Origin of the sequence: Streptosporangium sp. NBC_01810, from assembly GCF_035917355.1 — a bacterium.
Taxonomy (GTDB): Bacteria; Actinomycetota; Actinomycetes; order Streptosporangiales; family Streptosporangiaceae; genus Streptosporangium.
The window spans coordinates 6212996-6239817 of the sequence record NZ_CP109070.1 but is presented as its reverse complement, the minus strand read 5'-3'; the positions used below and the strand labels follow the sequence as shown (position 1 = coordinate 6239817).

The following is a 26822-nucleotide window of genomic DNA, read 5'->3' as shown; positions in this document are numbered from 1 at the left end:
GGGTGCATGGGGGTTGCTTTAGATCACCCTGGAGGTGGCCGCGAGGATCGGGAGGGCCTGGGGTGGCGCTTCAGCGGACTCTCTCGAGGGGACCGTCGCCTTTAGGCGACGGGGGAATCGGGAGCGGGAGGGCCGCCCAGGCCCGAGCGTATGGTGACCTGTCAGGTCTGCGCATTCCGCGTCGCCTCTTTTCGAGATTCGATAGGGAACGGGTGTGTCCAGGGTTGCGTCCACGGACGTGGTGTACGAGCATCCGAATCCGGTAAGCCGGTCACGGTGGAAAAGCGCGGTGTCGTCCGTGGGGAAAGCGCGGCGAGGGTGGTGGAGTGGTTCAGGGCCGCTCGTTGGTGTCGCGTCGTGCGGGGTCGAAGGTCAAAAGCGCGCCGAGGACCGTGGAGTGGCCCCAGACCGCTCATCGGTACGGGTCCGCCGCGGTGCGGCAGGATTCGGGGCCGCTCCTCGCCGACGCCTCGCGCGGGGCTCTCGCCGTGCGGGGCTCTCGCCGTGCGAGGTACGAAGGTCCGCGGGGCGTCCGGTCAGAGGTCGCCCTCGGCCGGGTGCGGGGACGAATCGGGCCTTCCACCACGAAAAGCGGCCCATCCGAGGGGGTGGGAGTGGCGCTTTCCTTGATCTGGGTGAATCCGCACGCCCCCAGCGTGCCAACTCACCCAGATCATGGAAAATCCCCGATCGTCACCACCACGGCCCCGCCTCCACGCCCGCCATGACCCGCTTTGCCCCCTTCCGGAGCTCCACCGGCCCGCCCCCGGTCACCCACACCCGGCCAACGCCCGCCACCACCTCGCACGATGCGTTACCGGTGAGCGGCCCTGAACCACTCCACTGCCCTCGCCGCGCTTTTGACCTTCCACCTCGCACGATGCGTTACCGGTGAGCGGCCCTACACCATTCCACCGCCCTCGCCGCGCTTTTCCCCACGGACTACGCCGCGCTTTTCCCCACGGACGACGCCGCGCTTTTCCCCACGGACGACGCCGCGCTTTTCAACGGTGATCAGCCAGGCGCGACGCAGGTACCGATCTCAAACACTCGTACACCACCTGCGCGGACGCAACCACACCCGATGCAATTGCTCACAGAATCCAGGCGTGATGACCATCAGCGATGGCCGACGAGTTCTGGGCCGTGTCGCGCGCCACGAGCGGGCGAAATCCGGATGAGCGGGGGCGTCTGGGCTGCTAACGTGACCGTCATGGCACGAGGTATCTGGTCGCAGAAGATCCGCTCCGCCCGCTGACGGCGGCGCCTTCTTCCTGCTGAATCCGCGCTCGCCGTCCCGGTTCCCGCCGGGCGGCCGCTTGCTGCTGCCCGGCTCCACTGCGAGCTGCGGAGCACCGTTGAACCTCACCCCGAATTCCGAAACCATGTCCCTGCCCGTCGAGGCGGGCGATGGCGCACACGTCCGCGCCACGAGCGTCACCGTCACCCGCGGGTCCCGGCGTGTCCTGAACGACGTCTCGATCACTGTCTCCGCCCGGTCGAGGGTCGCCGTCGTCGGCGAGAACGGCCGTGGCAAGACGACGCTGCTGCACGTCCTCGCCGGACTGATCGCGCCAGACGAAGGCACCGTGCACCGGGCCGGCACGATCGGCCTGGCTCGCCAGGAGCTGTCCGCGCGAGATGGTGAGACCGTCGCCACCCTGACGTCCGAGGCGCTGGCCGCGTCACTCGCGGCCCTCGGCGCGCTGGAGGAGGCGACCCTCGCCATGACCGAGGGCGATCCCAGTGCCGACGACCGCTACGCCGCCGCACTCGACACCGCCACCCGGCTCGACGCGTGGGACGCCGAACGCCGCATCGACGTCGCCCTCGAGGCCCTCGGCGCTTGCACCGACCGCGACCGTCCATTGGTGATGCTGTCGGTCGGCCAGCGCTACCGGGTGCGGCTGGCGTGCCTGCTCGGCGCGCGGCACGACGTGCTGCTGCTCGACGAGCCGACCAACCACCTTGACGCCGGCGGGCTGGACTTCCTGACCCGCAGGCTGCGCGAGCACGATGGCGGCCTCGCCGTCGTCAGCCACGACCGGGCGCTGCTGCGCGACGTCGCGGACCGGTTCCTCGACCTCGACCCGACCCGCGACGGGAAGCCGCGGCTGTACGCCGGCGGCTATGACGCCTGGCAGGATGCCCGGCGTCGCGAGCGGGAGCGCTGGGAGCAGGACCACGAGCAGCAGCAGGCCGAGCACCGGCGGCTGCAGGAGGCGGTGTCGAAGGCCCGCGACCGGCTCTCCACCGGCTGGCGGCCGGGCAAGGGGACCGGCAAGCACCAGCGCCAGTCCCGCGCACCGGGCGTCGTGCAGGCCCTGAACCGCCAGCAGGATGCCCTGCAGGCGCACCGGATCGACGTGCCGGAGCCGCCGCCGGCGTTGCGGTGGCCGAACCTGGGCGTCCGGCCGGGGGCGCCGCAGTTGCGTGCGCATGGCATCGCCGTCGACGGGCGGCTGGCCGGTCCGGTCGACCTCGCCCTCGACGGGGGCGACCGGCTGCTCATCACCGGACCGAACGGCGCCGGAAAGTCCACGCTGCTCGCGGTGCTGGCCGGTTCGCTCGAGCCCACCGACGGGCACGTCCGGATGGCGAAGGGGGCACGGATCGCCCGGGTCACCCAGGAGACCGCCGAGCAGGACCCCGCCGAGCAGGACCCCGCACTCACCACCCGCGAGGTGTATGCCCGCCATGTGGGACGGCTGGTGGCCCGCGAGGCACTGCGCAACGCCGATGCCGTCCCGCTCGGGGCGCTTGGGCTGCTGGACTCCGATGCGATGCGCACGCCGGTCGGGCGGATGTCGCAGGGACAGCAGCGGCGCCTCGACCTGGCGCTCGCGCTGGCCGGGCGGCCCGGCCTGATCCTGCTCGACGAGCCGACCAATCACCTGTCGCCGGCGCTGGTCGACGAGCTGACCGACGCGATCCGCGACACGAGCGCCACCGTCGTCGTCGCCACGCACGACCGGCAGCTGCTGCGAGACCTCGCCGACTGGCCGCGCCTGGAGATAGGCGAATCTCCAGCACCGGGTGTCCGATCCTGCGCGACCCGTTCGTCAGGTGAGTGATCACTACCGTCGTCGTCATGGCGAGGACGGTCGGGGTGATGGCCCGGGTGGCCTACGGCACCCGAGCCAGGCCCGGAGCTCCTAGGGGCCCAGTAGTACGCCTGTCGTTAAGGAAGGTGCGCTACACGTCGAGAGCGGAAAGGAGCAGGTAAGCCCCTTTCCTTTCACGTTCGCCAGACGCCCGGGCACCGCGCCATGAACCGGAAGGGGATGGCCTGCCCCCTGGTCTGGTCGGCGGTGCCGGTCAAGTGCAGGTCGAGCTCCGGACAGTGGAAGAGCCAAGTCCCGGTGGCTCCCGAGTGGCCGACGCGCGTGACAGGGCGGCGCTCCGGTGACATGAGCCGACCGACCTTGAGGAACATGCTGCCCAGTCCGTACCGGAGGACGGGGATGTTGCGCAGCCGGTTGCGCCGCTCGGTGAGCAGCTCCAGTGAGCGGGCGTCATTGAAGAGTTCGCCGTCCAGCAGCGATCGGTCACCGTCTCCACGATCCGGATGAGCAGTTGGAAGCCGGTGTCGGAGTAGCGGGCCTTCTGCCGAGCGGCGGTGAGGTCCTGCGGCTCGAAGTACGGGCGCGCCTGCTCGACACCCCCGCGCGCGGCGACTACCGCACGCGGATCGACGACGCGGTGCACGGCGGCTCCACCATCGCCCGCGCCGCCCTCGCCGACGCCGTGCTCCGCGTCCTGCCCGACTCAGGCACCCACCGCCACACCGTCGACGTGGCCTACTGATCAGCGTGGGCGGCTGAGGGCGGCCTCGGCCAGATCCGTCCATTTCTCGGCCGAGGAGTGGGGCACGACCACCCAGTCCTTTATCGCCCTGCCCTGCCCCGAGGGGTCGAACAGGGACGCCCCGGCCAGCTGGAGCGCGGCTGTGTGTTCGGGGGTGTCCCTGACCAGCCGGAACACCATCGCGCCGTCGCGCTGCAGGCTCGCGAACACCTTCCCCGCCTGATCTTTTAGCGCGGGACTCCCCATCATCCTAGAGATCCCTACACCCAGGTCGGCCAGCTCGGCGCCGACCTGCTTGAAATCCTCTTCCGCGCTCATCGTCAGTCGGTCCCAAACTCCATGGCGGCGTGGTCGAGCAGCTCGTCGTGGTCGGGGCTCTTCTCGCGTGACGCGATCGCCTCGGCCCCGCCTTCCGGCAGCACGGCGATCAGGCTAGTCGTCCTGGCGGCACCGATCAAGGCCGGATGCGGGGTGCCGACCATGCCGAGTCCCGCCGCCGGTCCTCGACGTAGGCCAGGCAGCGGATCCCGTCCCATTTCCACCGCCCTCGCCTCGCGGTCGGCCCCCGCGGGCACCTGACCCGCCTGGGCGACCATCGGCTGGTAGACGGGCAGCATGGCCGAGGCCTACCCGCGGCCGGGATCGCTACGGTCTAGCGCCGGTAGATACCCGGCGTAGCTGCTCGACCCGCTCGGCGACTTCCTCGACCACGGGGGCCGGCCACCGCCCGTCCTCGGGCAGTGGCTCAGGCCCTCGTCGAGCGTTCAATTCCGGCCGGATAGCCCCAAGACTCCTTCCTGAAAGACCCCGCCGAAACAAAGACCCCGCCGAAACCGGGTCGGCGGGGTCTTCATGTCGTATGCCTGGATTTTGTGAATGTCGGCTACTGACGATCAAAGGTGGACGTTACCCGAAGCTGCAGGGCAGCGGCATGATCGTGCGTCATGCCGGGCTTTCGGGTTCAGTACGGGGCCGCCGCCTCTTGGCGGGCCGGTCGAGAGGTCAGGGACAGCCCAGTGCCCGGTACTCCCAGCCCGCCGCTCGCCAGACCTCCGCGTTGAGCGCGTGCCGGCCGTCCACGATCCGTGTGTGCTTGACCACCTGCGCCAGCGCCGCGGGATCGACCTCGCGGAATTCGGCCCACTCGGTGAGCAGGACCACCACGTCCGCGTCACGGGCCACGTCCAGGGCGCTCGTGCCGTACCTGAGCTCCGGGTAGGTGCGGCGCGCGTTGTCCAGCGCGGCCGGGTCGTACACCCGGACGTTGGCGCCCAGCCCGTGCATGGTCCGGGCCACATCCAGCGCCGGGGCGTCCCTGATGTCGTCGGAGTTGGGCTTGAAGGCCGCACCCAGGCAGGCGATCCTCTTGCCGTCGATCCGGCCGCCGAGCAGTTCCCGGACCAGGTCGATGGTCCGGGAACGGCGGCGCCGGTTGATCGCGTCGACCTCGCGGAGGAAGGAGACGGCCTGGCCGACGCCGATCTCCTCGGCCCGGTGCGCGAAGGCGCGGATGTCCTTGGGCAGGCAGCCGCCGCCGAAGCCCAGGCCCGGCTGGAGGAACCGGCCACCGATCCGGTCGTCGTAGGCGAGGGCCTTGGCCAGGTCGCGGACGTCGGCCCCGGTGGCCTCGCAGACCTCGGCCATCGCGTTGATATAGGAGATCTTGGTGGCCAGGAACGAGTTGGCGGCCACCTTGACGAGCTCCGCGGTGGCCAGGTCGGTGACCACCACCGGGGTGCCGAGGTCGAGGATCGGCCGGAACGCCGAGGCCAGCCGCTCGCGTGCCCACTCCGAGGGGACGCCGAACACGAGCCGGTCGGGCCGGAGCGTGTCGTCGACCGCGAAGCCCTCCCGCAGGAACTCCGGGTTCCAGGCCAGCTCCACCTCCTCGCCGGCCGGGGCCAGCTCGTGGAGCAGGTCGGTCAGGTGGGCGGCGGTGCCCACCGGGACGGTCGACTTGCCGACCACCAGGCAGCGCCGGGTCAGGTGGGGGGCCAGGTCGCGTACGGCGGCGTCGACGTAGCTCAGGTCGCAGGCGTCCGAGCCCGGCTGCTGGGGGGTGCCGACGCAGACGAAGTGAACGTCGCCGTGTTCGGCGGCCTCCGCGTAGGAGGTGGTGAACCGGAGCCGGCCCGATGCCAGCGCCTTGTCCAGTAACTCGGGTAGGCCCGGTTCGAAGAACGGTACCTCCCCGGACTGCAGCTTTCCTATCTTCTTGCTGTCCACGTCGAGGCCGACCACGTCGTACCCCAGCGACGCCATGCAGACCGCGTGCGTCGCTCCGAGGTAGCCGGTTCCGATCACAGTCAGCCTTGGGAGCTCGGCTCCGTCCATCTCTGTTTTCCCTGTCTACTTGTCCTTGAGCCCCTGCTCAGGAACAGACATCTTTTTTGGTGAGCATGCCGCCGGTGACCTTGTTGTCACAGGCGATCGTGTTTCCGCCGGCCGTGTCATTGATGCCGACTCCGCCGGAGTCGCCGAGGTCGATGATGTTGGCTCGGAACACGTTCCGGGTGCCCCAGCCGTCCACGATCTTGTGGGTCTGGAAGCCGTCCGCGTTGGTGCTGCGACCGGTGTTGCCCTGGATGAGGTAGCCGTTGCCCTTGACGTCGACCCAGGAGTCGTTGTGCTTGGAACCGCCGAGGCCGGAACCGTCGAAGATGTTGCCGACGATGTGACCGTCGGAGGTGCCCTCCTTGATGTCGATCGCCTCGGCGGTGGACCGGATGACGTTGCCGCGCACGATGTTGCGGTCGCTTCGGTCCATCTTCCCGCCGGAGAAGGCCGCCCAGTTGCTCTCCGCGGTGCCGAGGTAGACGCCCTCGCCGAACTTCTCCCGGCGCAGGCCGGTCGCGTAGATCATGCAGTACTGGACGGTGTTGTCGCTGCTGAAGTTGCGGAGGTGAATCGCCTCGTCCCCGATGTGGTGGACGGTCAACCCCTGGATGATCGTGTTGTTGGTCTGGTCGGCCATCACTCCCTTCTGGCTGTTGCGGACGGTGAAGCCGATCAGCCGCCAGTGATCGACCTGGTTGAGGTGGAAGGCGTAGCCCTTCTTGACGCCGCCGCCGTCGATGATCGCCTCGGGCGGGCCGCAGACGAAGATCGGATCAGCCTCGGTGCCTGAGATCGCCGCCACGAACCGGCCGGCGTAGACGCCGGGCTCCAGCCTGATCACCGTGCCCGGCTCGGCCGCCTCCAGCGCCTCGACGAGCTCGGTGGCGTCGGCGACGGTCACCGTGGCCTCGGGGCAGTCGATCATCCCTTTCCCGGTGGGGACGGCGATGTCGGGTGGCTCCTGCGATGCGGTGAACTCCGCCACGTCTTCCTCCACCTGCGAATCGTCTTCCTTCACCTGCGAATCGTCTTCCTCGATCTGCGAGGCCGGCGTGTCCGCGCTCCTTGGCCGGATGTCCTCGATCGGGGTGCTCGGCCCCTCTCCGCCGCCGAACAGTCCGCGCAGCAGCACCACGACGATCACCGTGATGGCCGCCCCCGCCAGCATCCCCAGCAGGGTCTTTCGGTCGACGTCCAGGCGCATCGCTCAGTTCCTCTCAGCAGGGGGCCGGGCGGCGGCGGTGCTCAGGATCCGGACCGGTCGCTCTTCCATCAGCAGCTGCTTCTCGTATGGGTAGACGAATCTGTGCCCGACCCGGGGGCCGTCACCGCGCAGCGCCCGGAGTGCCGAGATCGCGATCAGGGCGATCACACCGAACCAGATCAGGTTCATCGGCTTGGCGATCCGCCCGACCATCGTCCAGAAACCGGCGGTGTCCTGCCAGCCGCCGGTGTTGTTCTGCGTGACGGTCATGGCTCCCCTCGCCCGGCTGGTGTCGAGCGCGCTGCGGCCGGCCCCCCCCAGAGTGTTGCCGGTGACCTTGGTGTCCTTGACGTCGCCGAGCAGTGAGATCGCGTGCAGCGAGGCGGACTCGACCGTGTTGCCGGAGATGGTGGCCTTCGCGTCGCGGAGATAGATGGCGGTCAGGGTGTTCCGCACGATGTTGCCGCTGACCCGGGCCGACCGCACCCCGTCGCGGAGTGCGATCCCCTGGCTGAGCTGGCCGGTGAGACGGTTGCCGGAGACCTGGACCCCGGTGGCGTCCTGGCTCACCACGATGCCCATCTCCCCGCCGATCACCTCGGTGGTCTGTACGGCGAGTTTGACGCCCCCCTGGATCTCCACGCCGTAGCGGCCGTTGTCCCGCGCTGTGCTGCTGGTCACCGAACTGCCGCCGAAACTGCGCAGTGACTCCCCGGATGCAGACGGCCCGCGGGCCAGCGGCAGGCCGCTGATCGTGAAGCCGTTGCCGGTGTTGCGCGATGCCTCCGAACCGGTGATCGTGACGTTCTGGGTACCCCGGGACAGGACGAACCCGTCACCCCGGCTGTCGGTCACGGTGGTGTTCTCGATGGTGGCGTTGCGCGCGAACCGGTGGAGCAACACCCCGTGAACCAGGCTCCCGGTGACCGAGACGCCGGTGATCCGGGTCTCGTTGGAGGCCGTGATGAAGATCCCGTACGCGTTGCCGGTGATCTTGGTGTCGGTGATGTCGCCGGTGACCAGGTTGGCCTCGGGGAACCGGTAGGAGACCCTGCCGAGGCCTGCCCCGTTGGTGATCTCGATCTGGTCGGTGCCGCCCCGGCTCGGCACGAGGAGGCCGTTGGGCAGGAGCGCCCGCTGCTGGGAGGTGGTCGACTCCGACGGGGGAGCCGCGGTGGGGACGGCGACCTGCTCCGCGCCCTGGGTCGGCCGGTCGCTGCCGGTCAGCGCCAGCCCGCCGGTCGGGCCGCTCCAGAACCCGAGATGCTCCACCTGCGCGTGGCTCATCTTGAGCTCCCCGCCGATCGTGCGCAGGTAGGCGCGTCCGTCGGAGACCTTGGTGTCCGCCGTCTTGGCGTGCGTGTCCCAGCTCGTCATCCGGACCGGGTTCTGCGCCGAACCGTTGATCCGGACGCTCGCGCCGAAGCTCACGATCGAGACGAAGGTGCCGGGCTCGCTGCGCATCCGGATCACCAGCGGGCCGGTCGCGTTCTGGAGCACCAGTTTGGCCCCCGGGCCGACGAACACGTTGATGCCGAGCAGGTAGGAGCCGTCCGACTGTTTCTGGAAATGCTCCTGGCCCAGGCGTTCCAGATCGGCGACCCGGTACGGATCGCGGCGCGGCGGTAGGACGAGCGTCCGGCCGTTGGCCGAGCTGGAGATGTGCGGCACGCGGGCCTTCGCGGCGGCGGGGCCGCCCCGCGCCAGCGTCGAGCTCAGCGTCGCGCGGGTCTGCATGATCCGCAGCTCCTCCTGGTCGACCAGGGTGGACTGCTGCTGCGCCTCCGCCGGGGAGACGTCGTTGACCGCGGGAGGTGCGGCGGGGCCGTCGAAGTAGGAGAGGTAGGTCCAGGTGCCGGCTGCGGACAGGCCCAGCACCAGGACGAAGAGGAGAACGCGGCTCTTCTTCCGGCGTGCGTTGCTCATGCCCTGCCTCCGGCCACGGGGGCCGAGCCGGCGTGCAGCGGCGGAGAGGACTGCCGGCGCCGCCGCGTGGGAGGCCCGGCGGGTGCCGGTTGCTCCGGCTGGTTCGGTGCGGCGTGCGGGAGCACCAGGACCTGCTTCTCGACGAGCGCCTGCTGATGCTCGTAGGGGTCGCGGATCCCCTGGCCGTGTTGCCGCCGTTCGGCGACGCCGCGGGCTCGGAACGCCGATACGACTATCAGCAGGATGACAGCGGCCCAGATCACGTTCATGGGCTTGATGAAGCGCTTGACCTTGACCCAGAGCGACGAGGTGTCATCCCACTGTTCCTCGTCGTTGTTGTGCGTGTTCAGCCTGTCGTTGGCCCGTGCGACGCTGATCGCGCTCGTCCCCGCACCGATGAGGGTGTTCCGGGTGATCTCGGAGCCCTCGGCGTCGCCGACCACGGTGATCCCGTGGGCTTTGGGGGCTTTGAGGGCGGGCAAGGTTGTGATCTTGTTTCCGACGATCATGCCGTTGGAGTCGCGGAGGTAGATTCCGGTGATGGTTCCGGTGATGGTGTTGCCGGCCACGTGCGCGCCGGTCGCCCCGTCGCGTAGCGCGATCGCCTGGCGGCGCTGGTCCGTCAGCCTGTTACCGGAGATCTGCACTCCGCCGGCACCCTCGCGTACCACGATGCCCATGTCGCCGCCGATGACCTCGTTGGTCTGCACGGCCAGCCGGCTGCCGCCGAGCACCTCGATGCCGTACCTCTTGTTGTTGCGGGCGACGCTGTTGCTGACCGAGCTGTCGCCGTAGACGGCCAGTGACTCGCCGCTCGCGGACGGGCCGCTCGCGAGCGCCCGGCCGTTGAGCGTGAAGCCGTTGCGTCCGTTCCTCTCGGCCAGGGAGTCGATGACCTTTACCTTCTCGGTCGCCCGGGACAGCACGAAACCGTCGCCGCCGCTGCCGATCACCTTGGTCGCCTCGATCGTCGCGTTCTTGGCGAACCGGTGCATGAACACGCCGTGTACCAGGCTGTTGAGGATTCTGTTGTCAATGATCTGCGTCTGGTTCGAGCCGGAGACGAAGATCCCGTAGGCGTCGCCGTTGATGACGCTGTTCTTGATCGATCCGGAGACCAGTTCGTCGGCGAGTACGTGTGAGGCGGTGCCGGGGCCGATCGGGATGGTCTCCACGTCGCCGAAGTTGCTTTCGCCCTGCTCGCCCTTGGTGTTCGCCAGCCGTTCCTGCTTGTCCTGGTGGCGCTGCTCCTTCGTCCGGTGCCGGTAGACGCTGGCCGGCCGCTCGGTGCCGGTGAGCGCGATTCCCCCGGTACGGCCGCTCCAGAATCCCAGGTGGGAGACGTGGGTGTAGGTCATCTCGAACTCGCCGCCGACCGCCCGGATGTAGGCGCGGCCATCGGTGGTGATCCGGTCCGGCTTCTGGGTCCGCACATCCCAGCTGGTGATCCGCACCGGCCTCCGGGCACTGCCCTTGATCTCGATGTCGCCGCCGAAGGCGATGATCGAGCTGAACGAGCCGGGCAGGCTGCCCATCCGCAGCGTCAGCGGACCGCGCAGATGCAGGCGCGCCCCGTCGGCGACGAAGACGTGCACGCCGAGCAGGTAGGAGCCGTCCTTCAGCCGCTTCAGGTACCGGCCGTTCTCGACGGCCGCCAGGTCCTTGATGGTGTACGGGGTCTCGTTGTTCCGCGAGGGCAGCACCAGCGTCCTGCCGTGCGCCGAGACGAAGACCTGGGGCTGTTTGCGCTGGGCGGCCGCGACGCCGCCGGCCTGCAGCAGGGCCGTGAGCGCGGCACGGGTCTGGATGATCCGCTGGTCCTCGACGTCGACCAGGGTCGCCTGCGCCTCGGCCTCGCCCGCCGTGAAGGTGCCGGCCTCCAGGATCGCGTCGTCCGCCATGATCGCGTCTTCGACCAGGGGCGGGGCCTCTTCCTCGGCCGGATCCGCGGTCGGAGCCGGGCCGGCTGTGCTGGCCGGTCCGTTCGTCGGGGCCGAGCCGGTCGGGTCCGGATCGGCGGTCGGGTCCGGGTCGGCTACCCGGGTCGGCTTGACGGTCGGGGTCGGGGTGGGTTTCTTCGGAGGGCGGTCGTCCTCATCGGGAGGTTCCTCCTTGGGGACCTGGTTGTCCTCTTCGAACGGGTTGCCATCCGAGGTGGCGCTGCTCGACGGGGACGGCTTGACCCCGGAGTTTATCTCGGACTCACCGGGTGGGTTGGGAGACGAGAGGGCGGTGGCGGCGGCCGGCCCGGTCCCCAGCCCGAACGCCAGCACCGCGGCGGTCAGCAGGACGGGAACGCTGCGCGACATCTCAGGCCATTCCCTTGAGGGTGGCGGCGCTCTGGCCCGCCCCACCCACCTGGTCGGAGGTACGGGTGAGCCAGCCCTGCTTGTTCATCGTCAGGAACGCGTACAGCTTGATCGGCAACGCGATCATGATGACCACCAGGCAGAGCAGTGGCAGCAGCAGGATCTCCTTGGGGTGGCGGCGCAGGTGTGACCAGCCGCGGATGCCCCGGCCCAGGAGCACCCAGCCGACGGCGAGCCCGATGCTCACCGGGGTGAGTTCGAGCCTGCTGAAGAACAGGTAGGCGAGTGTGACGCCCATGGTCACCGGGGTGAGCAGGATCTGCAGCACGGTCACCTTGGTGACCAGTGGCGTCTTCCACAGCCACCCCTTCCACAGCGCGGTCAGGTAGCAGCGGTAGGAGTTCCGGCTCCACCGGACGCGCTGCTTGACGAAGGCGCGGAAGGAGTCGGGGAACATCGAGATGGCAAGGGCCGAGGACTGGTGCACGGTCTTGTATCCGGAGGCGAGGATGAGCCAGGTGAGCCGGCCGTCGTCGCCGGCGATGCACCGGCGGCCGAGGAAGAACTCGTTCTCCAGATGGGTGACGACCGGGGTGATGGCCGCACGCCGGTAGGCGGCGGTCCGGCCGGACAGGCAGGCCACCCCGCCCCTGCTTCCCATCGCCGGCACGTAGTCGTAGTAGCGCAGGTTGACCAGCCAGTCCGCGATGCGCCGCCAGACGCTGCTGGTCCGCTGGTACACGTTCTGCTGGGTGCCGACCCCGCCGACCGCCGGGTCTTCGAAGGGCATCTGCACGGCGGCCAGCAGGCCGGGCTGCCACCAGGTGTCGGAGTCGGCGAAGACCACGATCTCCCCCCTGGCCGCTCGGATGCCCACCCCGAGTGCGGAGCGTTTGCCCGAATGTTCGTACACCAGGACGCGCAGCCGAGGGTCTGTCACCTCGTGGAGCCTGGCATGGCACTCGGTGTCCCCGACGTCCACGACTATGATCACTTCGTTCGGGTCCTGGGAGAGCCAGCTCTCCAGGCAGCGCACCAGGATCTCGGCGTCCTCCCGGTAGGACGGGACGACCACGGAGACCGTGGTCCGGTAGCCGTTCACGATCGGTTTGGCCAGCCGGGAGAGGATCACCCGGTAGAGCCAGAGGCCCCAGACGAGCAGGCCGGCCAGCCCCAGTGGAATCACGTCCCGCCAGGACCCGTTTGCACTGGAACGCACCACCCATTCATAGGCAGAGTCAAACCAATCCGAAATGGGCGCCACGGAGCCTCCTGGGCGATTTGTCCTCGTATGCCTGCGTGACCTCGGGCAGACGACCCCTCGACAGACAGATAAGGACAATACTGGTCCGAATTTCCTAAATCTTTTGGAACGGTGCAATCGTTACAAGACTGAAGAAAATTTCACACGGGGCATCTGTGGTTGGTGTGGTGGTGCCGAGGTCCCCCGTCTGGGAAATTCCGCCCTGGCGTCGACGGTGGTTTGCGCTAAATGCTGATCATTTTCAGCTGTGTTTATTTTTTGCTCGTACTTGCGGGTATTTTTCAGCAACAGTCGGTGGACGGGTGGTTTTCCGCTGGCACTTCGCCGATATGGATCATGGATCGCAGAGGTCAACTTACGGCTCCCGGAGGGCCCGTGAGGACAAATCAACTGATTTCGATCTCGGTCGCGGAATGCGATCTTGATCGTGGCGACAATCGGTGGGAATGCCGTGGGGGCAGGTTCATGAGGAGCCGTCCCGGCAGGAGGCCGCGCCCCGAGGCGGAGCGGCGTGCGCTTTCGGTGACATCCATGTCCGGATCACGCACGCGGAAAGCCTGGGCTCAGGCTCACCGGTCCGGTTGCTCCGCGGTGGCGAGCCGGGCGGCGCGAGTGGTGAGGTAGTCGCGCTCCGGGGTGCTCGTCGTGCGGCTCGCCGCCGCGCGGTAGTCGTCGACGGCCGCCCGCGGGTCACCGGCCATCTCCAGCAGGTGGGCCCGGGCGGCGTGGAAGCGGTGGTGTCCCGACAGGCGGTCTTCGAGTTCGCCGAGCATCTCCAGGCCGGTCGCGGGGTCGTGCGCCATGGCGGCGGCGACGGCGCGGTTGAGCGAGACCATCGGGTTGTCGGACATGCGTTCCAGCAGGCCGTACAGGGCAAGGATCTGCGGCCAGTCGGTCTCCTCGGCCGTCGGCGCCTCGTCGTGGACCGCGGCTATCGCCGCCTGGAGCCGGTAGGGGCCGACCGCACCCCTGGCCAGGGTGTCGGTGATGAGCGCGATCCCCTCGGCGACCGCCTTGCCGTCCCACAGGCTCCGATCCTGCTCCGCCAGCGGGACCGGGGCGCCGTCCGCGCCGGTCCGCGCGGGGCGCCGGGCGTCGGTGAGCAGCATCAGCGCGAGCAGCCCGGCCACCTCGCGGTCGTCGGGGAGCAGGTCGTGAGCCATCCTGGTCAGCCTGATCGCCTCGCGGGACAGCTCCACGCGCTGCAGGTCGGGGTCAGCGCGGGATGACAGCAGAGGAACAGCGTGGTCAGCGTGTCGTCCCGGTCCCTCGCACGCGCGTCGTCCGCCGGCGGGGCGGTACGCAGCTCGGGGGGCGCCTGCGCGGCCACCAACTCCTCCCGGCGGCGGGCCTGCTCGTTGCGCACCTGCTCGGTCATCCGGCGGTACGTGACCTGGATGAGCCACCCTCGCGGGTTGGCGGGTACGCCCTCCGCCGGCCACTGGGCCATGGCGTCGAGCAGCGCCTCCTGGACCGCGTCCTCGGCGGTGGCGAAGTCTCCGAAGCGGCGGGTGAGCACGCCGACGACCTGCGGCACCAAGCGGCGCAGCAGGTCGTCGATGGCCGGGCTATCCAGCGGTCACAGCTTCTCGGGCGGGGCGGCCGACATCACCTCGCGCACCTCGATCGGCATGTTCAACGGCTTGCCGCCGGGGCCGGGCGCGGCGGAGACGTACGCGGCGAGATCGACGGCGCGCTCGGGGCCGTCGCAGTCGATGATCCAGTAGCCGATCAGGAATTCCTTCGTCTCGGGGAACGGGCCGTCCGTGACGACGGCGGCGCCGCCCTCGCCGGCCCGGACGATCCTGGCCTGGTCCGGGGCCGCCAGCCCCTGCGCGTCCACGAACTCCCCGGCCTCGATGAGCTTCCTGTTCGTGTCGTGCATGAACTCGATGTGGGCCTTGACGTCCTCGACAGGCCAGGTGTGAATCGGCGGGATCTCGTCCTGTGGCTGCCCGCTGAACTGCATCAACATCATGTACTTCATGTCTTCGCTCCTCGTGTTCGAGCGCCGTCCTCGACGCTCTCACCCACAGGTAGAAGCAGACCCATCCGTTCTCGACATTCTGTCGGACATCCGGGAAGAAAAATCTGCCGGAGTCCAAGCGGCAGGCTCCGGCGAGCCGCTACGGGGTGAATGTCGGGCGCCGCAGACGGGGGTCCCAGGGGCCTGTCCCTTCCGCAGGCTCCGCCCGCCGTGGCGGCCCGGAGGCGGGGAGCGGGCGGGACTACAGGCCCATCTCGCGGGTCAGCAGCCGGTGTGCCTGCTCGATGTCGGCGGAGGTGTAGCCGGGGATGCTCCGGTCGAGCTGCTGGAGGAGGTCCATCAGAGCCTGCTTCTGTGCCATGTGCTGGACGGGGATCTGGTCAAGGTCCACGTTGATGAGCCAGTCGAACAGCACCACCGCGTCGGCGGTCCACAGGCTCAGCGCGGTCATGTCCGAGGCTGCCATTCTCAGGCCGGGCGTTCCGCTCATGCGAGCAACCTACCCCCATGCATATATGCGAAATAACCTGCTTTGTCGTCTTAAGGTGCCGGGCTTACGGCGGGGCCGGGGCTACTGCCGAGTAATGATCGAAAACATTCGAAAATCAATAGAAAATGATATCGCATACCCTTCTGGCCGTCGGCTTCATGTTTAGGTGGTGAATGTCCGGATTCGAGCTTCGGCTGAGCGGCCAGGAGTTCCGGCCGCTCCAAGAACCCCGCCTGAGCGGTAGGGGGCTTCCAGGGGCGGTTCCGAAGACCTCCTCACCCGCTGAGCGCGGCCCACAGGGTTTCGAACTCCTCGGAGGTCAGGGAGTTCAGGCCGAAGTCGCCGGGGTAGATCGGGCCCTCGGCCAGGAAGCCGTGCTCGTCCTCGATGTGGCTCCACGAGTACGTGCGGGCCAGGCCGTCCGAGCCCAGCTCGGCGTGTCGCACGGGCCAGTACTCCCCGCCGCTGTCGATGACGGTCTCGAACAGCCACACGTGGCCGTCGCCGTCCACCCCGTGCCAGTACAGGTGTGGCCGGTCGCTCTCGTCGAGCGCCCGGATCGTTTCCTTGCGACGGCTTTGCAGCATTCTGCTCCCTAATATTCACCAAAGGCAGTCCAAGGGCGCTTATCCTGCCCTTTGCTATGTTGCGAGTTCTTGGTCCGCTTCAGGCGGAGATCAACGGCCATACTGTCGACCTCGGCACCTCCCGTCAGCGGGCCGTGGTGGCCAGGCTCGTCGCGGCGGGTGGACACGTGGTCTCCACCGATCGTTTCATCGATGACCTGTGGCGTGGGCAACCTCCTCCCAAGGCGCTGGCCGCCCTCCAGGTCTACGTGTCCAACCTGCGGCGGGTGCTCGAACCCGGAAGGCTGCCGCGCACGCCCGCCACGATGCTGGTCAGCGCCGCACCCGGTTACCGCCTCCGGCTGGAGCCCGAGCAGGTGGACGCCTGGCTGTTCCCCCGCCTGGTCGACGCCGCCGGGGCCGCGCTCGCCGCGGGAGACGGGACGCGGGCACTGGAGGCGGTGGACCGGGCGCTCGCGCTCTGGCAGGGGCCGGCCTACGCGGAGTTCGCCGACAACGAGTGGGCGGAGCCCGAGGCCGTACGGCTGGACGAGTTGCGGCTGGTCGCAGTGGAGCACCGGGCGGAGGCGCTGCTGGTGCTCGGACGCAACGCCGAGATCGAGCTTGAGCCGCACGTCCGAGCCCATCCGCTCAGGGAGAGCGCCGTCCGGCTGCTCGCCCTGGCCTACTACCGGGCCGGGCGGCAGGCCGACGCCCTGGCCACGATCAGGAAGGCCCGCGAGACCCTCGTCAACGAGCTGGGGGTGGATCCGGGCCCCGCGCTGCGCGCGCTGGAGGGCGACATCCTCGCCCATGCCGATTCCCTGAACCGCCCGCCCGCGCCCGCCTCCGGACAGGCACCGATCTCCGGTGCCGACCCCGTACCCGACCCCGTACCCGACCTCGTGGGCCGTACGGAGGAGATGGCGGCGCTGCAGGCGATCGCGGACCGGGGCGGGCTGCGCACGGTCTGGCTGGGCGGAGATCCCGGAGCGGGCAAGAGCGCGCTGGTCGCCGCGTTCGCCAGGCGGCTGGCGGCACGTGGCTGGCTGACCGCGACCGGGCAGTGCCCGGAGACCGACGGCGGGGCGCCGCCCGCCTGGGCGTGGAGCGAGGTGCTGCGCGCCCTGGCCGTGGACCGGCCGCCCCAGGACGACCTGGCCGCCCGGCTGGCGCCGCTGCTGGACGACGACGCCCCGCCGGCGGGACCGTTCCTGCTGGCCCGGACGGTGGGCGACTACCTCTCGCGGATCGTCGGGCAGGGCACCCGGCTGCTGGTGGTCGTGGAGGACGTGCACCGGGCCGACAGCGAGACGCTCCAGCTCCTGCGCCACCTCGCGACGGGCGTCGCCGAGGCCGACATCATGATCGTCGCGACCTACCGGCACACCGAGGCCGTCGATCACCTGGGGGCGACCTGGGCAGCCCTGGCCGGGCGCGAGACCCACCGGCTCGACCTGCACGGGCTCGGCGGCGAGGACGTGGCGCTGCTGCTGCGCGAGCGCTCGGGCCGGGAGGTGGACGAGGTGACCGCGCGGACCGTGGCCGAGCGCACCGGCGGCAACCCGCTGTTCGTCTGCGAGACCGCGCGGCTGATCACCACGGACGGCACCTCGGCCGCCCGCGCGCTGCCGCCTGGCGTGCGCGACCTGATCCGGCGCAGGATCGCCAGGCTGCCCGCGGCGACCCAGAGAACCCTGCGGGACGCGGCCGTCGTCGGGCGGGACATCGACGTCGACGTGCTGCTCGCCCTGGACGGCTCCGACGAGGAGGTCGTGCTCGAAGCGCTGGAGGCGGGCGTGCTGACCGGGCTGCTGACCGAGCCCGCGCCGGGCCGGGTGCGCTTCGCCCACGTGCTCGTCAGGGAGACGCTGTACGAGGACACGCCGGGACTGCGCCGCATGCGCCTGCACGGCAGGGTCGTCGGCGCGCTGGAGCGGGTCCGGCCGGGGGAGGTCACCGCGCTGGGACACCACGCGCTCGCCGCGGCCACCCCGGCCTCGGCGGGGCGGGCGGTGTCCTACGCCAGGGCGGCGGCCGAGCAGGCGCGCGGCATGCACTCCTACCGGGAGGCCGGGGCGTTCTACCGGGGGGCGCTGGAGCTGAGCGACGACGACGCGCTCCGGCTCGACCTGCTCTGCTCGCTGGTGCAGGTCCAGGCGCACGAGGGCAACGCGCTGGCCGCCAGGGAGAACCGGGAGCGGGCCATCGCCCTCGCGCGGCGGCTGGGCGACGGCCTGAACCGGGCGCTGACCGCCTACGACGCCCCGGTGACCTGGTCGATCCAGCCCGACAGGCACGTGGACCAGCCGCTCGTCGACGCGCTGGTGGAGGCGCTGGACGGCGCCGACGACGAGACCCGCTGCCGGCTGCTGGCCACGCTCGTCTTCGAGTTGGAGGGGCACGACGACGAGCGCTGCCGTGCCTACAGCGCGGAGGCGATCGTGATCGCCCGGCGGCTGGGCCGTACCGACCTCGTCTGCCTGGCCCTCAACGCCCGCTACTTCGTGCTGCTGACACCGGGCCGCCGTGACGAGCTTGAGATCCTGGGCCGGGAGCTGGTCGAACTGGGCGACCGCGACGGGCTGCCCGGGTACGCGATGCAGGGGCACCACGCCCTGTTCATGGTCAGCCTGGGCCGCTGCGACCTGGCCGCGGCCAGGCGGCACGCGGACCGCGCCCTGGAGCACTCCACCACCGGCCAGCTTGGCCTGGCGCTGGGCGTGCTGTCCATGCTCGACACGCTGGTCCTGCTGGTCAGGGGTGACTTCGAGGGCGCGGAACGGTCCTACCTGGCGATCGGCGAGCGGATGGTGGCCGTCGGCGGGGCCAACGCCCACATCATCGGTGCCCTGGGCCGTTTCGTGGCCCGGCTGGCGGCCGGTGTGCCGCACGACATACAGGAACTGCTGACGCTGTACTTCTTCGCTCCCGAGGGGATGGCGGACATCGTCGTCCGGGCGCTGGTCGCCGAGGGCCGTCTGGACGAGGCTCGCGCCTACTGGAAGCCTGATCAGGAGCCCCACCTGGACTACTACTGGCTCCTCTGGCAGGGGCTGCGCGGCGAGAGCGCTATCGCGCTGGGCGACCGTGCGGTGGCCGAAGGCTGCTACCGGGTGCTGCTGCCCTGGGACGGCGAGCTGGCCGGGATGCACTCCGGATCGGTCACGCTGGGACCGGTCGCCCTGATCCTGGGCGACCTGGCCGTCTTCCTCGGCCACGACGCGAGTGCCCACTACGAGCAGGCGGTGCGGGTCGCCGAGCGGATCGGCTCGCCGCACTGGGCACGCAGGGCGGCGGAGGCACTCGCGGTGCGAGGTGGCCGGACCCCAGCTGGAGGCTCGAACCGGTCGTAGGCGGCGCCCGCCCGGGGCGGGCGCGAGGCCCGGCGGCCTGGGTCAGGAGCCGAAGATGAGCAGCAGGCGGCGCCGGTGGCCGCGCCGGAACAGGGAGAGCATCAGCGTCAGCATGGGACCGGCGAGCCTGCGCAGCCTGGCCAGCTCGTCGGGCTTGGCGTACTGCTCGATCCTCGGCAGATCGATCTTGACGTTCCCGCCCTTGCGGACCGCCGTCTCGACCGTCTCCCAGTCGGCGACGGACACGTACTTCTTGATGATCGGGAAGAGCAGTCGCTCCTCTTCGATGATGTGCTCGTCGAGCATGTCGGCCAGCCGGGTGAGGGACTTGGCGAGCGCGGAGGCGTCGCCGGTCGAGGCGAACGCGGCGGCCTGGCCGTTGATCTCGGCCAGCAGCGGGTCGAGATCGGCGTGGTCGTCACTCAGGTCGCGAAGGTCGACCTCGGCTCCGGCGGACCGTTCGATGACGGGCCAGAGCACCTCGTCCTCCATCGTGTGGTGGTGGTGGATGCCCTGGTTCAGGGTCGCGATGAATCCGGCGATGGCGCCGGCGCGGGCCGGGCCGGCTACCTGCCGTCCATCGGTCAGCTGGGTCGCGAGGTCGGCCAGGCGGCGGACGTCACCGCGCATGGCGCGGTGGGTGATCTGGAATCCCAACAGCTCTGGGGTCATGTCGGAGGGCTCCTTGGGCGATGCGGGCGGCTTACCCGACTACGGTGCGGCAGCTCTCTTATGGGCTACTTGGCGGCTACTTGGTAGTGCGATCGGCAGCCCGACGCGGTGGGCTTGGTGAGGCGCGCCTCCGCTGCCGCCCGCCGGCCGTCAGGTGCCGCCCGCCGGCCGTCGTGGTGGCCGTCGTGGTGGACGTCGGGAGGTTCCCCGGCAGAGGCCGGATCCGGGGCGTCGGTGGTGGTTTGAGGGGGCCGTCGGGGGAGGAGCTGTGGTGATCCGGGCGGTCCTTGATTGATTTCGCATCCCGCTGCGGAGCCGTGTATGGTTACACCTGTCCGCAAGCGAGAGCGACACGGACAGGCCCCTTTAGCTCAGTCGGCAGAGCGTCTCCATGGTAAGGAGAAGGTCTACGGTTCGATTCCGTAAAGGGGCTCACAGTCTGACCAGTAGAAACGCCCGACCCGCGAGATCGCGGAGTCGGGTGTTTTTCGTTGTGCGCGATATTTGCGCGACAGCGCCGTCAGCCCACTCTCGCGGCGGGGAATTGCAGCACGTCTGCGCGATCCGCCACCGGGGAGACCGGCCGATGCCGGAACAGCTCATCGCGGACGCCGGCGGCGACCGCGACGAGGCGATCCGACTGCTGACCCGATGATGAGGCGGCTGGCGTGCGGCGGTAGCAGGACGGTCCACTCTTCGCCAGGCACCCGGTAGACGGCGACGGCGTCATCGACGTTGCCGGACACCTGCTGTAGGACGCCGACCCGGTGGGCGAGGCTTTCGGCTTCGTCGGGGCTGATGCTGGGGATCACGGTCGGGTGCTGGCCGGGGCCAGGTGTCCAGCGGACGCCGTACTTGATTCCTGGGGCGGCGGGCGCCTGCTCGTGAGCGTCGGCTTGGCCGTCGGGGGCGCTCAACGCTGCGCCTCCTGCCGGAGCGGAGCCATAGGGGGGTGGCCGGAGGGGCGGCAGTGCAGGAACAGGCGCCCGTAGCGCTGCTCAGCGTCTGGGATGGACACGCACAGCCCAGCGGGGTTCGTGAGGAGCAGCTCGATGTCGGGGTGGCCGTGCACGAACCACAGATGCTTGATCTCCGCTGAGGCGACGACATCGCCAGGCAGGAAGACGGTCACGTGCTCTCCTCAGGGGTCGGGTACTGGGTGCGCGGCAGGGCCGGTTTCTCCAACATCCACTCGACCAGCTCGTCCACGGATGGGCGGCGGTGGCGGGCGGTGAAGGCGTCGAGCTGCTGCTGAGCGGCGAGCGCCTCGGCCAGCGAGTCAGCTAGAGCATCGTCTTTGGGCGGTTCACTCACCGGGTTCTCCTTCGGGTTCGGGTGGTGGCCCCCGCCGCGTGGGGAGACGGTCGGGGGCCAGGCCGGCAGATCGGAGTCACCAGAAACCGGTCTGCCGGAGATCGGTGGGGTTCCCGCCCCTGATCGGGGAAGACGGGGGCGGGAACCCCTGGCCCGGCGGCACCGTGCCGGGCCGTGCAGACGGCCTCACCTCTTCGACCCCTCCGCCGGAGGAGTGAGGCCACCAGCCCCGAGAGCGGACCAGCCGTTCCGCTTCGGGGGTTGTGCGCCGGCCGCCACCACCTCAGGGCAGAGGCGGCCGGGAGATCATGAGGGCGGGGTGTGCGGGCCGTAGGCAGTACCCATGAACACGTTCTTCTGGCATTGACCCGGGCCAAGAGCGCCTTCCCGGGTGCCCCAGAAGTGGCCGACGTACAGGGACCACATCCGCTCCAGAGGCAGCCCGCACTTCTGGCAGGTGAACCCGGGAGGACGGGAGGGCGGCTCGGGAGGGGGCGCTGTCACGCCAGCCGCTCCGCCTGCTCCTTGAGCAGGAGCTCCACGAGGCTCTCGGGGTCATCGGCGTTGAGGGTGCGGGCTACTCCCATGTCTGCCTCGTCCTGGGTCAACTCGGTGCGGCGGGTGGCCCACCAACGCCCGGTGTCGCTGGTCCACATAGTCCAGCCGAGGAAGCGGTCGGCGATGAGCGCCTGTACGGCGTCGGCCCACGCGGTGTGGGCCTCGGCCTGGCTGGTGAAGCAGCGGGCTCCGGCCGCCTGGCCGTCGCGGCAGGCGAGGTGGAACAGGTTGGTGGCGGGGTCGAGTAGCACGGCCGCCTCGGCGTTGACCTTGGGCCAGGTGGCGGAGACGATGCGCCGGTGATGGGTCAGGATGCTGCTGGCGACGGATCGCCAGAACGCGGCCTCCGCCTGGGCGGGGTCGGGGTATGGCGACCCCTGAGACACGGTGGAGCTGACCAAGACAACGGCGGGCTCCGGGGTGTCGAGCAGGTGCCAGTGCTCGTCCCGCCACATGTAGGACAGGCGAGCGTGATGTGCCGGATCATGAGGGGCAGCAGCGGGCATGGACACTCCAAAGGCGAGGCCATATACAGAGTGAGTAAGTTCGTATACGAACTTGCCTGATCGTGTACGCTCCTGTCAAGCCAATTCGAGGTTTACGAGATTCAGGAGGTAGACGTGACCGAAAGGCCACACGCGTACCTCCGTGTCGCCGATCACCTGCGCGAACAGATCACATCGGGTGAAGTCGCCCCAGGAGTGAAGCTCCCGCCGCAGCGGGTGCTGGCCGAGGAGCACGGAGTCTCCGACATCCTCATCCGGCGGGCGCTGGAGATCCTCCGCAACGAGGGCCTGATCGAGTCCCGCCAAGGGTCGGGAACCTACGTACGGGTGCGGCCGCCTGTCCGGCGTATCTCCATGGACCGCTACCTCGCTGACGCCGGCCCGCAGACCTCCCCGCAGACCTCGTTCACCCGTGATCAGGGGATCACATGGTCGCAGTACCGGCTGGACAAGGCCTATCGGTGGACTACTGCTGACGAGCGCCTGGCTGACCTCTTCGGGGTCGCGGCCGGTGACCGAGTACTTGAGCGGCGGTTCGTGTTCTACGCTGCGGGCCTGCCGAGCCAGATGTCGCGCTCCTGCCTCCTGGCCGCCGATGTCGAGGGCACGCCAGTTGCCGACCCGCACAACGAGCCCTGGCCGGGTGGCAACATCGGCCAGTTGCGGACGCTCGGTATCGAGATCGACCGCATCGCTGAGGAAACCGCGGCGCGGATGCCGACGCCGGAGGAGGCCGAGCGGCTCGGGATCGCGTCCGGTGTGCCGGTCTTCTCCATCACCCGGCTGATGTACGCCCAGGAACGCGTGGTCGAGGTCGCGGATCCGATCGTGATTCCTGCTGATCGGGCTGTACGGGTAGATCACATCGTGCTGTGAGGGGCGGCCGGTCGCGGTGGCTGACATTGTGATCCCCACGGAACTGTCGATGCTCGGCTAATCCTGGCGCATCGACGTGGAGTGATCGGTCGGTACGGTACGAGGCGGCCTCGCGCACTCCCAGTGCGAGGCTGCGTCGTGTCCGGCTGGGGTCGGCGGCTCCTCGTGACTCTTGTACTGACAAGCGCATGAGCGCTTATAGTCACGCGTATAGGTGCTGACCTGCGCCTATACCCTCAAGATCGTGATTGATCATGGCTCCTACACGCCGGTCTTCAGACAGCTCGCGGACATCCTGCGTGCGCGGATCGGCGAGCTTGGTCCCGGGGCGAAGTTGCCATCCGAAACGGAACTGATGCAGGAGTTCGGACTTGCCCGGATTACGGTCCGCGCGGTGTGCTGTGTCCGTCAGTCCAGGCAACCGCCCCTGGTCTGACGTCTGTGCCGCTCGGAGTGCGCGATTTTTGCGCGATGATCTCGCGCGCTCCGAGGGAACCACGACCACTGGTGCCTAGCGTGTACCATGGCTGACGAGCAAGTTCGCGGGGACGCACAGATCATCTCTACGCCGGGTTCTGCGTGGTAAGGAGAAGGTCTACGGTTCGATTCCGTAAAGGGGCTCGACAGCCTAAAGGCCCTAGCCATCCGGTTAGGGCTTTCGGCTTGGTTGGCCTTAAAGGCAGCCAGAAAACACTCAAGGTTCCCGAGGCATGAACGGGCATACTGGGGTAACCCAGAAGAGATCGCCCTGACCTGCACAAGTACGCAGTCACTCTGCGGGTCGGGTATCCTTGCGGGGTCGGTCGATTCCATCGGCCTCAAGGCGGAGTAGCTCAGTCAGGCAGAGCAAACGGCTCATAATCGTTGTGTCGCCGGTTCAAGTCCGGCCTCCGCTACTACCCACCCGGGTCCTCTCCCATAAGAGGGGCTCTGTCGTGGGTTGTCCACTGTCCCGAAGGTAGAAAGGCACTCCCAAGTGGCTGCCACCGACGTTAGGCCGAAGATCACGCTGGCCTGCCAGGAGTGCAAGCACCGCAACTACATCACGCGGAAGAACCGGCGCAACGACCCGGATCGGCTTGAGCTGAAGAAGTACTGCCCGAACTGCAAGACGCACCAGGCGCACCGCGAGACTCGCTAGTCTGCGCGAAGCCTTCCGCTCCGGCGGGAGATGAGTGTCTGATGGGCACGCACATACTCCACGAGAACCGGCGTCCCCAGGTGGGCGCCGGTTTGTCGTATCGGCATAGTTTTTCCGCTTGGGCGTTGACCGTGGCGGACAGGTGGGGCTGTAGCGGCCCCGAGCTACGGTTTCCTGGTGGCCCCGGAGGCCACCCTGGAATCTTGTTCTGTTACTGTGTCGGCCTGACCCACCGGTTCCGGCCTTGCCGGCTCGGTATCCGCAAAGGAGCACGATGGCTCTGAACCGTGACTTCGTCGGGCGGGCGTCCGCGCCCTCCTCGCCGTACGAGGTCAGTCGCGTGAAGATCAAAGAGTTCGCGACCGCGATCGGCGACGACAACCCGATCTACCGGGACCGGGAGGCCGCCCAGGCGGCAGGGCACCCCGACGTGATCGCCCCGCCGACCTTCCCCATCGTGTTCGGCCTGGCCGGGGGGTCGATCCTGAGCGACCCCGAGCTCGGCCTGAACTTCGCCATGGTGGTCCACGGCGAGCAGCGTTTCGAGTACCGGCGGCCGATCCGCGCCGGGGACGAGCTGGTCAGCGTCTCCACCGTGACCGACATCCGCAGCGCCGGCCGCAACGGGCTGATCACCGTCAGGAGCGAGGTCAGCACCGTCGACGGCGAGTCCGTGTGCACGACCTACAGCACCATCGTCGAGCGTGGAGGGGCGGGCTGAGATGGCTGCGACTGTCAAGTACGACGAGGTCGAGACGGGTCAGGAGATCCCGCCCGCCGAATACCCGGTGCGCCGCGCCGGCCTGGTGATGTACGCCGGGGCGTCCGGCGACTTCAATCCCATCCACTGGAACGAGCGCTTCGCCAAGACCGTCGGGCTGCCGGACGTCATCGCCCACGGCATGTTCACCATGGCCCAGGGCGGACGGTTCGTCACCGACTGGGCGGGCGACCCGGGCGCGGTCGTCGACTACGGGGTGCGGTTCTCCTCCATGGTCGTCGTTCCGGACGACGACCAGGGTGCCGTGATCACTGTGAGCGGGCTCATCGAGGAGAAGCTGGAGGACAAGCGCGTGGTGGTCGTCCTGACCGCCAGGTCCAACGACTCCCGGGTCCTGTCCAAGGCCCGCGCGGTGGTCCAGCTGTCCTAGGCCCTGTCGGGCGGCGGCATACTCGCGGGCCGGGGCCGAATCTTCTCCCGGTCCGTGGGTAGCGTCCCCAGCATGAGCGAAGTATCACCTGACGTGACCGACCTGGCCGAGCGGTGGGCCAGGGCGCGAGCCGAGCACGACCATGCCATGGCCGACGCGCTCCGTGACGAGATCAGGGCTGAGGGCTGGCTCGTCCAGGACACCGCGGTCGGCTTCGAGCTCATCCCCGTACCGCCCTTCGAGGTGTGGCCCACGCTCCGTTCCCTGCCCGAGGACGCCTCGGCTGCCGGGGGGCGCGAGGGCCCCCCGGCGCGGGACGGTTCCGGTGCGCGGCCGGGTACCTCCGCGGGCGCCGGCACCGAAGACTCGGTCCGGGGACGGGACGAATCTGCCGATGCCGGACAGGTCTCCGAGGCTGCGGATCCGGGACGGCACCCCGGGCGGCTCGGAGCCCTGGACGCGGAGCGGGTCGCCGAGACCGAGGCGGCACCCCAGTCGAGGCCCGAGGGCTCCGAGCTGGTCGGCCGGTCGGACGATCTCCACGGCCATCCCGAGTGGATGGTCTCCTCCCAGTTGCTCTGGGATGCCAGCCTGTCGGTTTCCAGGCTCGACGAGACCATCGTCGCCCCCGCCGAGGTCGAGGAGCCGAGGGCCGCGCACTCGACGGTGACCGTCGCGCTGCTGGTCGACGGCCGGCCAGAAGAGCTGCGCGAGTGCGTACGCGCCCTGGTCGCCCGTACGGAGGCCAGGATCCTCGCCCTCGATCTGGGGAACCTGGACGGAGCCGGAGCCGTCCTGCAGGAGTTGGTGCGGGAGTTCCCCCACCGGGTGGCGGCATGGCATGTGGCCGAGCTTCCGGACTGGAGGGGCGGCTCCGCCGGGTGGGGGGAGAGCCGTGACAAGCTACTGCGCCTCGACACCTCTGACGTGCACGTCGTCATGGACACCTCGATGCTCCTGGACGGAGACGCCATCACCCCGCTGGTCAAGGCGCTGGACGACGACATCACCGCGGCGGGCTGGAAGGGCGTGAACCCTCGCGAGGACGGTCAGGAGTGGCTGGAGGCCGAGCCCGGCGAGGTCCGGGCACTGCTCGGCCACCTGATCGCGGTCCGGCGCGATGCGGTGCTCGCCGCGGGCGGTTTCCCCACCGAGGCCCGCTACTACCGCAACGCCGACCTGGAGTTCTCGCTCGGGCTCCCCGGCATCCTGGTCGGCCTGGGCAAGGACCTCCCGGTCCACCAGGAGCGGCACCGCGGTCAGGACGATGTCGACCCCGAATACCGCGAGGCCGAGTCGTGGCGGACCTACGACCGGGTGCTGAGGTTGCTGCGCTCCCCGTAGGCTGGTCGCGGATT

The 26822-nt window shown here is 69.3% G+C and carries 26 protein-coding genes and 2 tRNA genes; 11 read left to right on the top strand and 17 right to left on the bottom strand.

The genetic code is table 11. From position 1 onward, the window contains the following. The first annotated feature begins 1385 nt into the window (after nucleotides 1-1385). Both OIE13_RS27795 and OIE13_RS27790 read left to right on the top strand, forming a co-directional pair. On the top strand, nucleotides 1386-3074 hold the full coding sequence (locus tag OIE13_RS27795; protein WP_326635069.1) for an ABC-F family ATP-binding cassette domain-containing protein: 1689 nt from the start codon (nucleotides 1386-1388) through the stop codon (nucleotides 3072-3074). Between the two features lie 502 nt (nucleotides 3075-3576). Further along, nucleotides 3577-3807: a hypothetical protein gene (locus OIE13_RS27790; protein ID WP_326635071.1), complete on the top strand. Its 231-nt coding sequence runs from the start codon at nucleotides 3577-3579 to the stop codon at nucleotides 3805-3807. Here the strand turns inward: OIE13_RS27790 and OIE13_RS27785 are convergent, their stop codons facing one another. The 12 genes from OIE13_RS27785 to OIE13_RS27730 all read right to left on the bottom strand — a co-directional run bounded on the left by OIE13_RS27785 (nucleotide 3808) and on the right by OIE13_RS27730 (nucleotide 15911). Then, complete coding sequence (locus OIE13_RS27785) at nucleotides 3808-4125, bottom strand: hypothetical protein (protein ID WP_326635073.1); 318 nt, start codon at nucleotides 4123-4125, stop codon at nucleotides 3808-3810. A 2-nt stretch (nucleotides 4126-4127) separates the two neighbouring features. Next, nucleotides 4128-4424, bottom strand: a complete 297-nt coding sequence (locus OIE13_RS36845) for a hypothetical protein (RefSeq protein WP_442811491.1) — start codon at nucleotides 4422-4424, stop codon at nucleotides 4128-4130. A 385-nt stretch (nucleotides 4425-4809) separates the two neighbouring features. Continuing rightward, complete coding sequence (locus OIE13_RS27775; RefSeq protein WP_326635074.1) at nucleotides 4810-6141, bottom strand: UDP-glucose dehydrogenase family protein; 1332 nt, start codon at nucleotides 6139-6141, stop codon at nucleotides 4810-4812. Between the two features lie 37 nt (nucleotides 6142-6178). Next, nucleotides 6179-7348, bottom strand: a complete 1170-nt coding sequence (locus OIE13_RS27770) for a right-handed parallel beta-helix repeat-containing protein (protein WP_326828916.1) — start codon at nucleotides 7346-7348, stop codon at nucleotides 6179-6181. A 3-nt stretch (nucleotides 7349-7351) separates the two neighbouring features. Then, nucleotides 7352-9274, bottom strand: coding sequence for a right-handed parallel beta-helix repeat-containing protein (locus tag OIE13_RS27765; protein WP_326635078.1), 1923 nt, complete (start codon nucleotides 9272-9274; stop codon nucleotides 7352-7354). Further along, complete coding sequence (locus OIE13_RS27760) at nucleotides 9271-11583, bottom strand: right-handed parallel beta-helix repeat-containing protein (protein ID WP_326635080.1); 2313 nt, start codon at nucleotides 11581-11583, stop codon at nucleotides 9271-9273. The genes OIE13_RS27765 and OIE13_RS27760 overlap by 4 nt, the downstream gene beginning before the upstream one ends. 1 nt (nucleotide 11584) lies before the next feature. Further along, a complete protein-coding gene (locus OIE13_RS27755; protein ID WP_326635082.1) occupies nucleotides 11585-12802 on the bottom strand; it encodes a glycosyltransferase family 2 protein in 1218 nt (405 codons plus the stop codon). Nucleotides 12803-13416: 614 nt separating this feature from the next. Further along, nucleotides 13417-14046, bottom strand: a complete 630-nt coding sequence (locus OIE13_RS27750; protein WP_326635083.1) for an RNA polymerase sigma factor — start codon at nucleotides 14044-14046, stop codon at nucleotides 13417-13419. Next, nucleotides 14016-14384, bottom strand: a complete 369-nt coding sequence (locus OIE13_RS27745; protein ID WP_326646957.1) for a sigma factor — start codon at nucleotides 14382-14384, stop codon at nucleotides 14016-14018. The genes OIE13_RS27750 and OIE13_RS27745 overlap by 31 nt, the downstream gene beginning before the upstream one ends. Before the next feature lie 42 nt (nucleotides 14385-14426). Continuing rightward, nucleotides 14427-14834, bottom strand: a complete 408-nt coding sequence (locus OIE13_RS27740) for a YciI family protein (RefSeq protein ID WP_326635085.1) — start codon at nucleotides 14832-14834, stop codon at nucleotides 14427-14429. A gap of 241 nt (nucleotides 14835-15075) precedes the next feature. Beyond that, on the bottom strand, nucleotides 15076-15324 hold the full coding sequence (locus OIE13_RS27735) for a hypothetical protein (protein WP_326635087.1): 249 nt from the start codon (nucleotides 15322-15324) through the stop codon (nucleotides 15076-15078). Nucleotides 15325-15599: 275 nt separating this feature from the next. Beyond that, nucleotides 15600-15911, bottom strand: a complete 312-nt coding sequence (locus tag OIE13_RS27730) for a hypothetical protein (protein WP_326635088.1) — start codon at nucleotides 15909-15911, stop codon at nucleotides 15600-15602. Nucleotides 15912-15967: 56 nt separating this feature from the next. Between OIE13_RS27730 and OIE13_RS27725 the strand changes: the two genes are divergently transcribed. Beyond that, complete coding sequence (locus OIE13_RS27725) at nucleotides 15968-19246, top strand: BTAD domain-containing putative transcriptional regulator (protein ID WP_326635090.1); 3279 nt, start codon at nucleotides 15968-15970, stop codon at nucleotides 19244-19246. Nucleotides 19247-19288: 42 nt separating this feature from the next. Here OIE13_RS27725 and OIE13_RS27720 read toward each other — a convergent pair whose 3' ends face one another. Beyond that, nucleotides 19289-19918, bottom strand: a complete 630-nt coding sequence (locus tag OIE13_RS27720) for a hemerythrin domain-containing protein (protein WP_326635092.1) — start codon at nucleotides 19916-19918, stop codon at nucleotides 19289-19291. 360 nt (nucleotides 19919-20278) lie between these two features. On the opposite strand from OIE13_RS27720, the gene OIE13_RS27715 reads away from it, so the two are divergent. Further along, nucleotides 20279-20351: transfer RNA gene (locus OIE13_RS27715), tRNA-Thr, on the top strand. Between the two features lie 166 nt (nucleotides 20352-20517). On the opposite strand, the gene OIE13_RS27710 is transcribed toward OIE13_RS27715, so the two are convergent. The 4 genes from OIE13_RS27710 to OIE13_RS27695 form a co-directional block, all read right to left on the bottom strand. Then, on the bottom strand, nucleotides 20518-20835 hold the full coding sequence (locus OIE13_RS27710; RefSeq protein WP_326635094.1) for a hypothetical protein: 318 nt from the start codon (nucleotides 20833-20835) through the stop codon (nucleotides 20518-20520). Continuing rightward, the gene (locus OIE13_RS27705; protein WP_326635095.1) at nucleotides 20832-21050 is read right to left on the bottom strand and encodes a hypothetical protein; all 219 of its coding nucleotides are present in this window, start codon (nucleotides 21048-21050) and stop codon (nucleotides 20832-20834) included. Before OIE13_RS27705 ends, OIE13_RS27710 begins: the two co-directional genes overlap by 4 nt. Beyond that, nucleotides 21047-21232, bottom strand: coding sequence for a hypothetical protein (locus OIE13_RS27700; RefSeq protein ID WP_326635097.1), 186 nt, complete (start codon nucleotides 21230-21232; stop codon nucleotides 21047-21049). Before OIE13_RS27700 ends, OIE13_RS27705 begins: the two co-directional genes overlap by 4 nt. A 500-nt stretch (nucleotides 21233-21732) precedes the next feature. Continuing rightward, nucleotides 21733-22296 (bottom strand): hypothetical protein, encoded by a 564-nt coding sequence (locus OIE13_RS27695; RefSeq protein WP_326635098.1) that lies wholly within the window; start codon nucleotides 22294-22296, stop codon nucleotides 21733-21735. 114 nt (nucleotides 22297-22410) lie between these two features. Here OIE13_RS27695 and OIE13_RS27690 point away from each other — a divergent pair, with 114 nt between their 5' ends. The 7 genes from OIE13_RS27690 to OIE13_RS27660 all read left to right on the top strand — a co-directional run bounded on the left by OIE13_RS27690 (nucleotide 22411) and on the right by OIE13_RS27660 (nucleotide 26808). Beyond that, nucleotides 22411-23172: a GntR family transcriptional regulator gene (locus OIE13_RS27690; protein WP_326635100.1), complete on the top strand. Its 762-nt coding sequence runs from the start codon at nucleotides 22411-22413 to the stop codon at nucleotides 23170-23172. A 214-nt stretch (nucleotides 23173-23386) separates the two neighbouring features. After that, nucleotides 23387-23608 carry a GntR family transcriptional regulator gene (locus OIE13_RS27685; RefSeq protein ID WP_326635102.1) on the top strand — a complete coding sequence of 74 codons (222 nt, stop codon included), beginning with the start codon at nucleotides 23387-23389 and terminating at the stop codon, nucleotides 23606-23608. Between the two features lie 386 nt (nucleotides 23609-23994). Further along, nucleotides 23995-24068: transfer RNA gene (locus tag OIE13_RS27680), tRNA-Met, on the top strand. Nucleotides 24069-24148: 80 nt separating this feature from the next. Further along, nucleotides 24149-24313: a 50S ribosomal protein L33 gene (gene rpmG, locus OIE13_RS27675; RefSeq protein WP_030921771.1), complete on the top strand. Its 165-nt coding sequence runs from the start codon at nucleotides 24149-24151 to the stop codon at nucleotides 24311-24313. A 274-nt stretch (nucleotides 24314-24587) separates the two neighbouring features. After that, nucleotides 24588-25034 carry a MaoC family dehydratase N-terminal domain-containing protein gene (locus tag OIE13_RS27670; protein WP_326828915.1) on the top strand — a complete coding sequence of 149 codons (447 nt, stop codon included), beginning with the start codon at nucleotides 24588-24590 and terminating at the stop codon, nucleotides 25032-25034. 1 nt (nucleotide 25035) lies between these two features. Next, the gene (locus OIE13_RS27665) at nucleotides 25036-25464 is read left to right on the top strand and encodes a MaoC family dehydratase (RefSeq protein ID WP_326635118.1); all 429 of its coding nucleotides are present in this window, start codon (nucleotides 25036-25038) and stop codon (nucleotides 25462-25464) included. 72 nt (nucleotides 25465-25536) lie between these two features. Continuing rightward, nucleotides 25537-26808: a hypothetical protein gene (locus OIE13_RS27660; RefSeq protein WP_326635120.1), complete on the top strand. Its 1272-nt coding sequence runs from the start codon at nucleotides 25537-25539 to the stop codon at nucleotides 26806-26808. The last annotated feature ends 14 nt before the right edge of the window (nucleotides 26809-26822 follow it).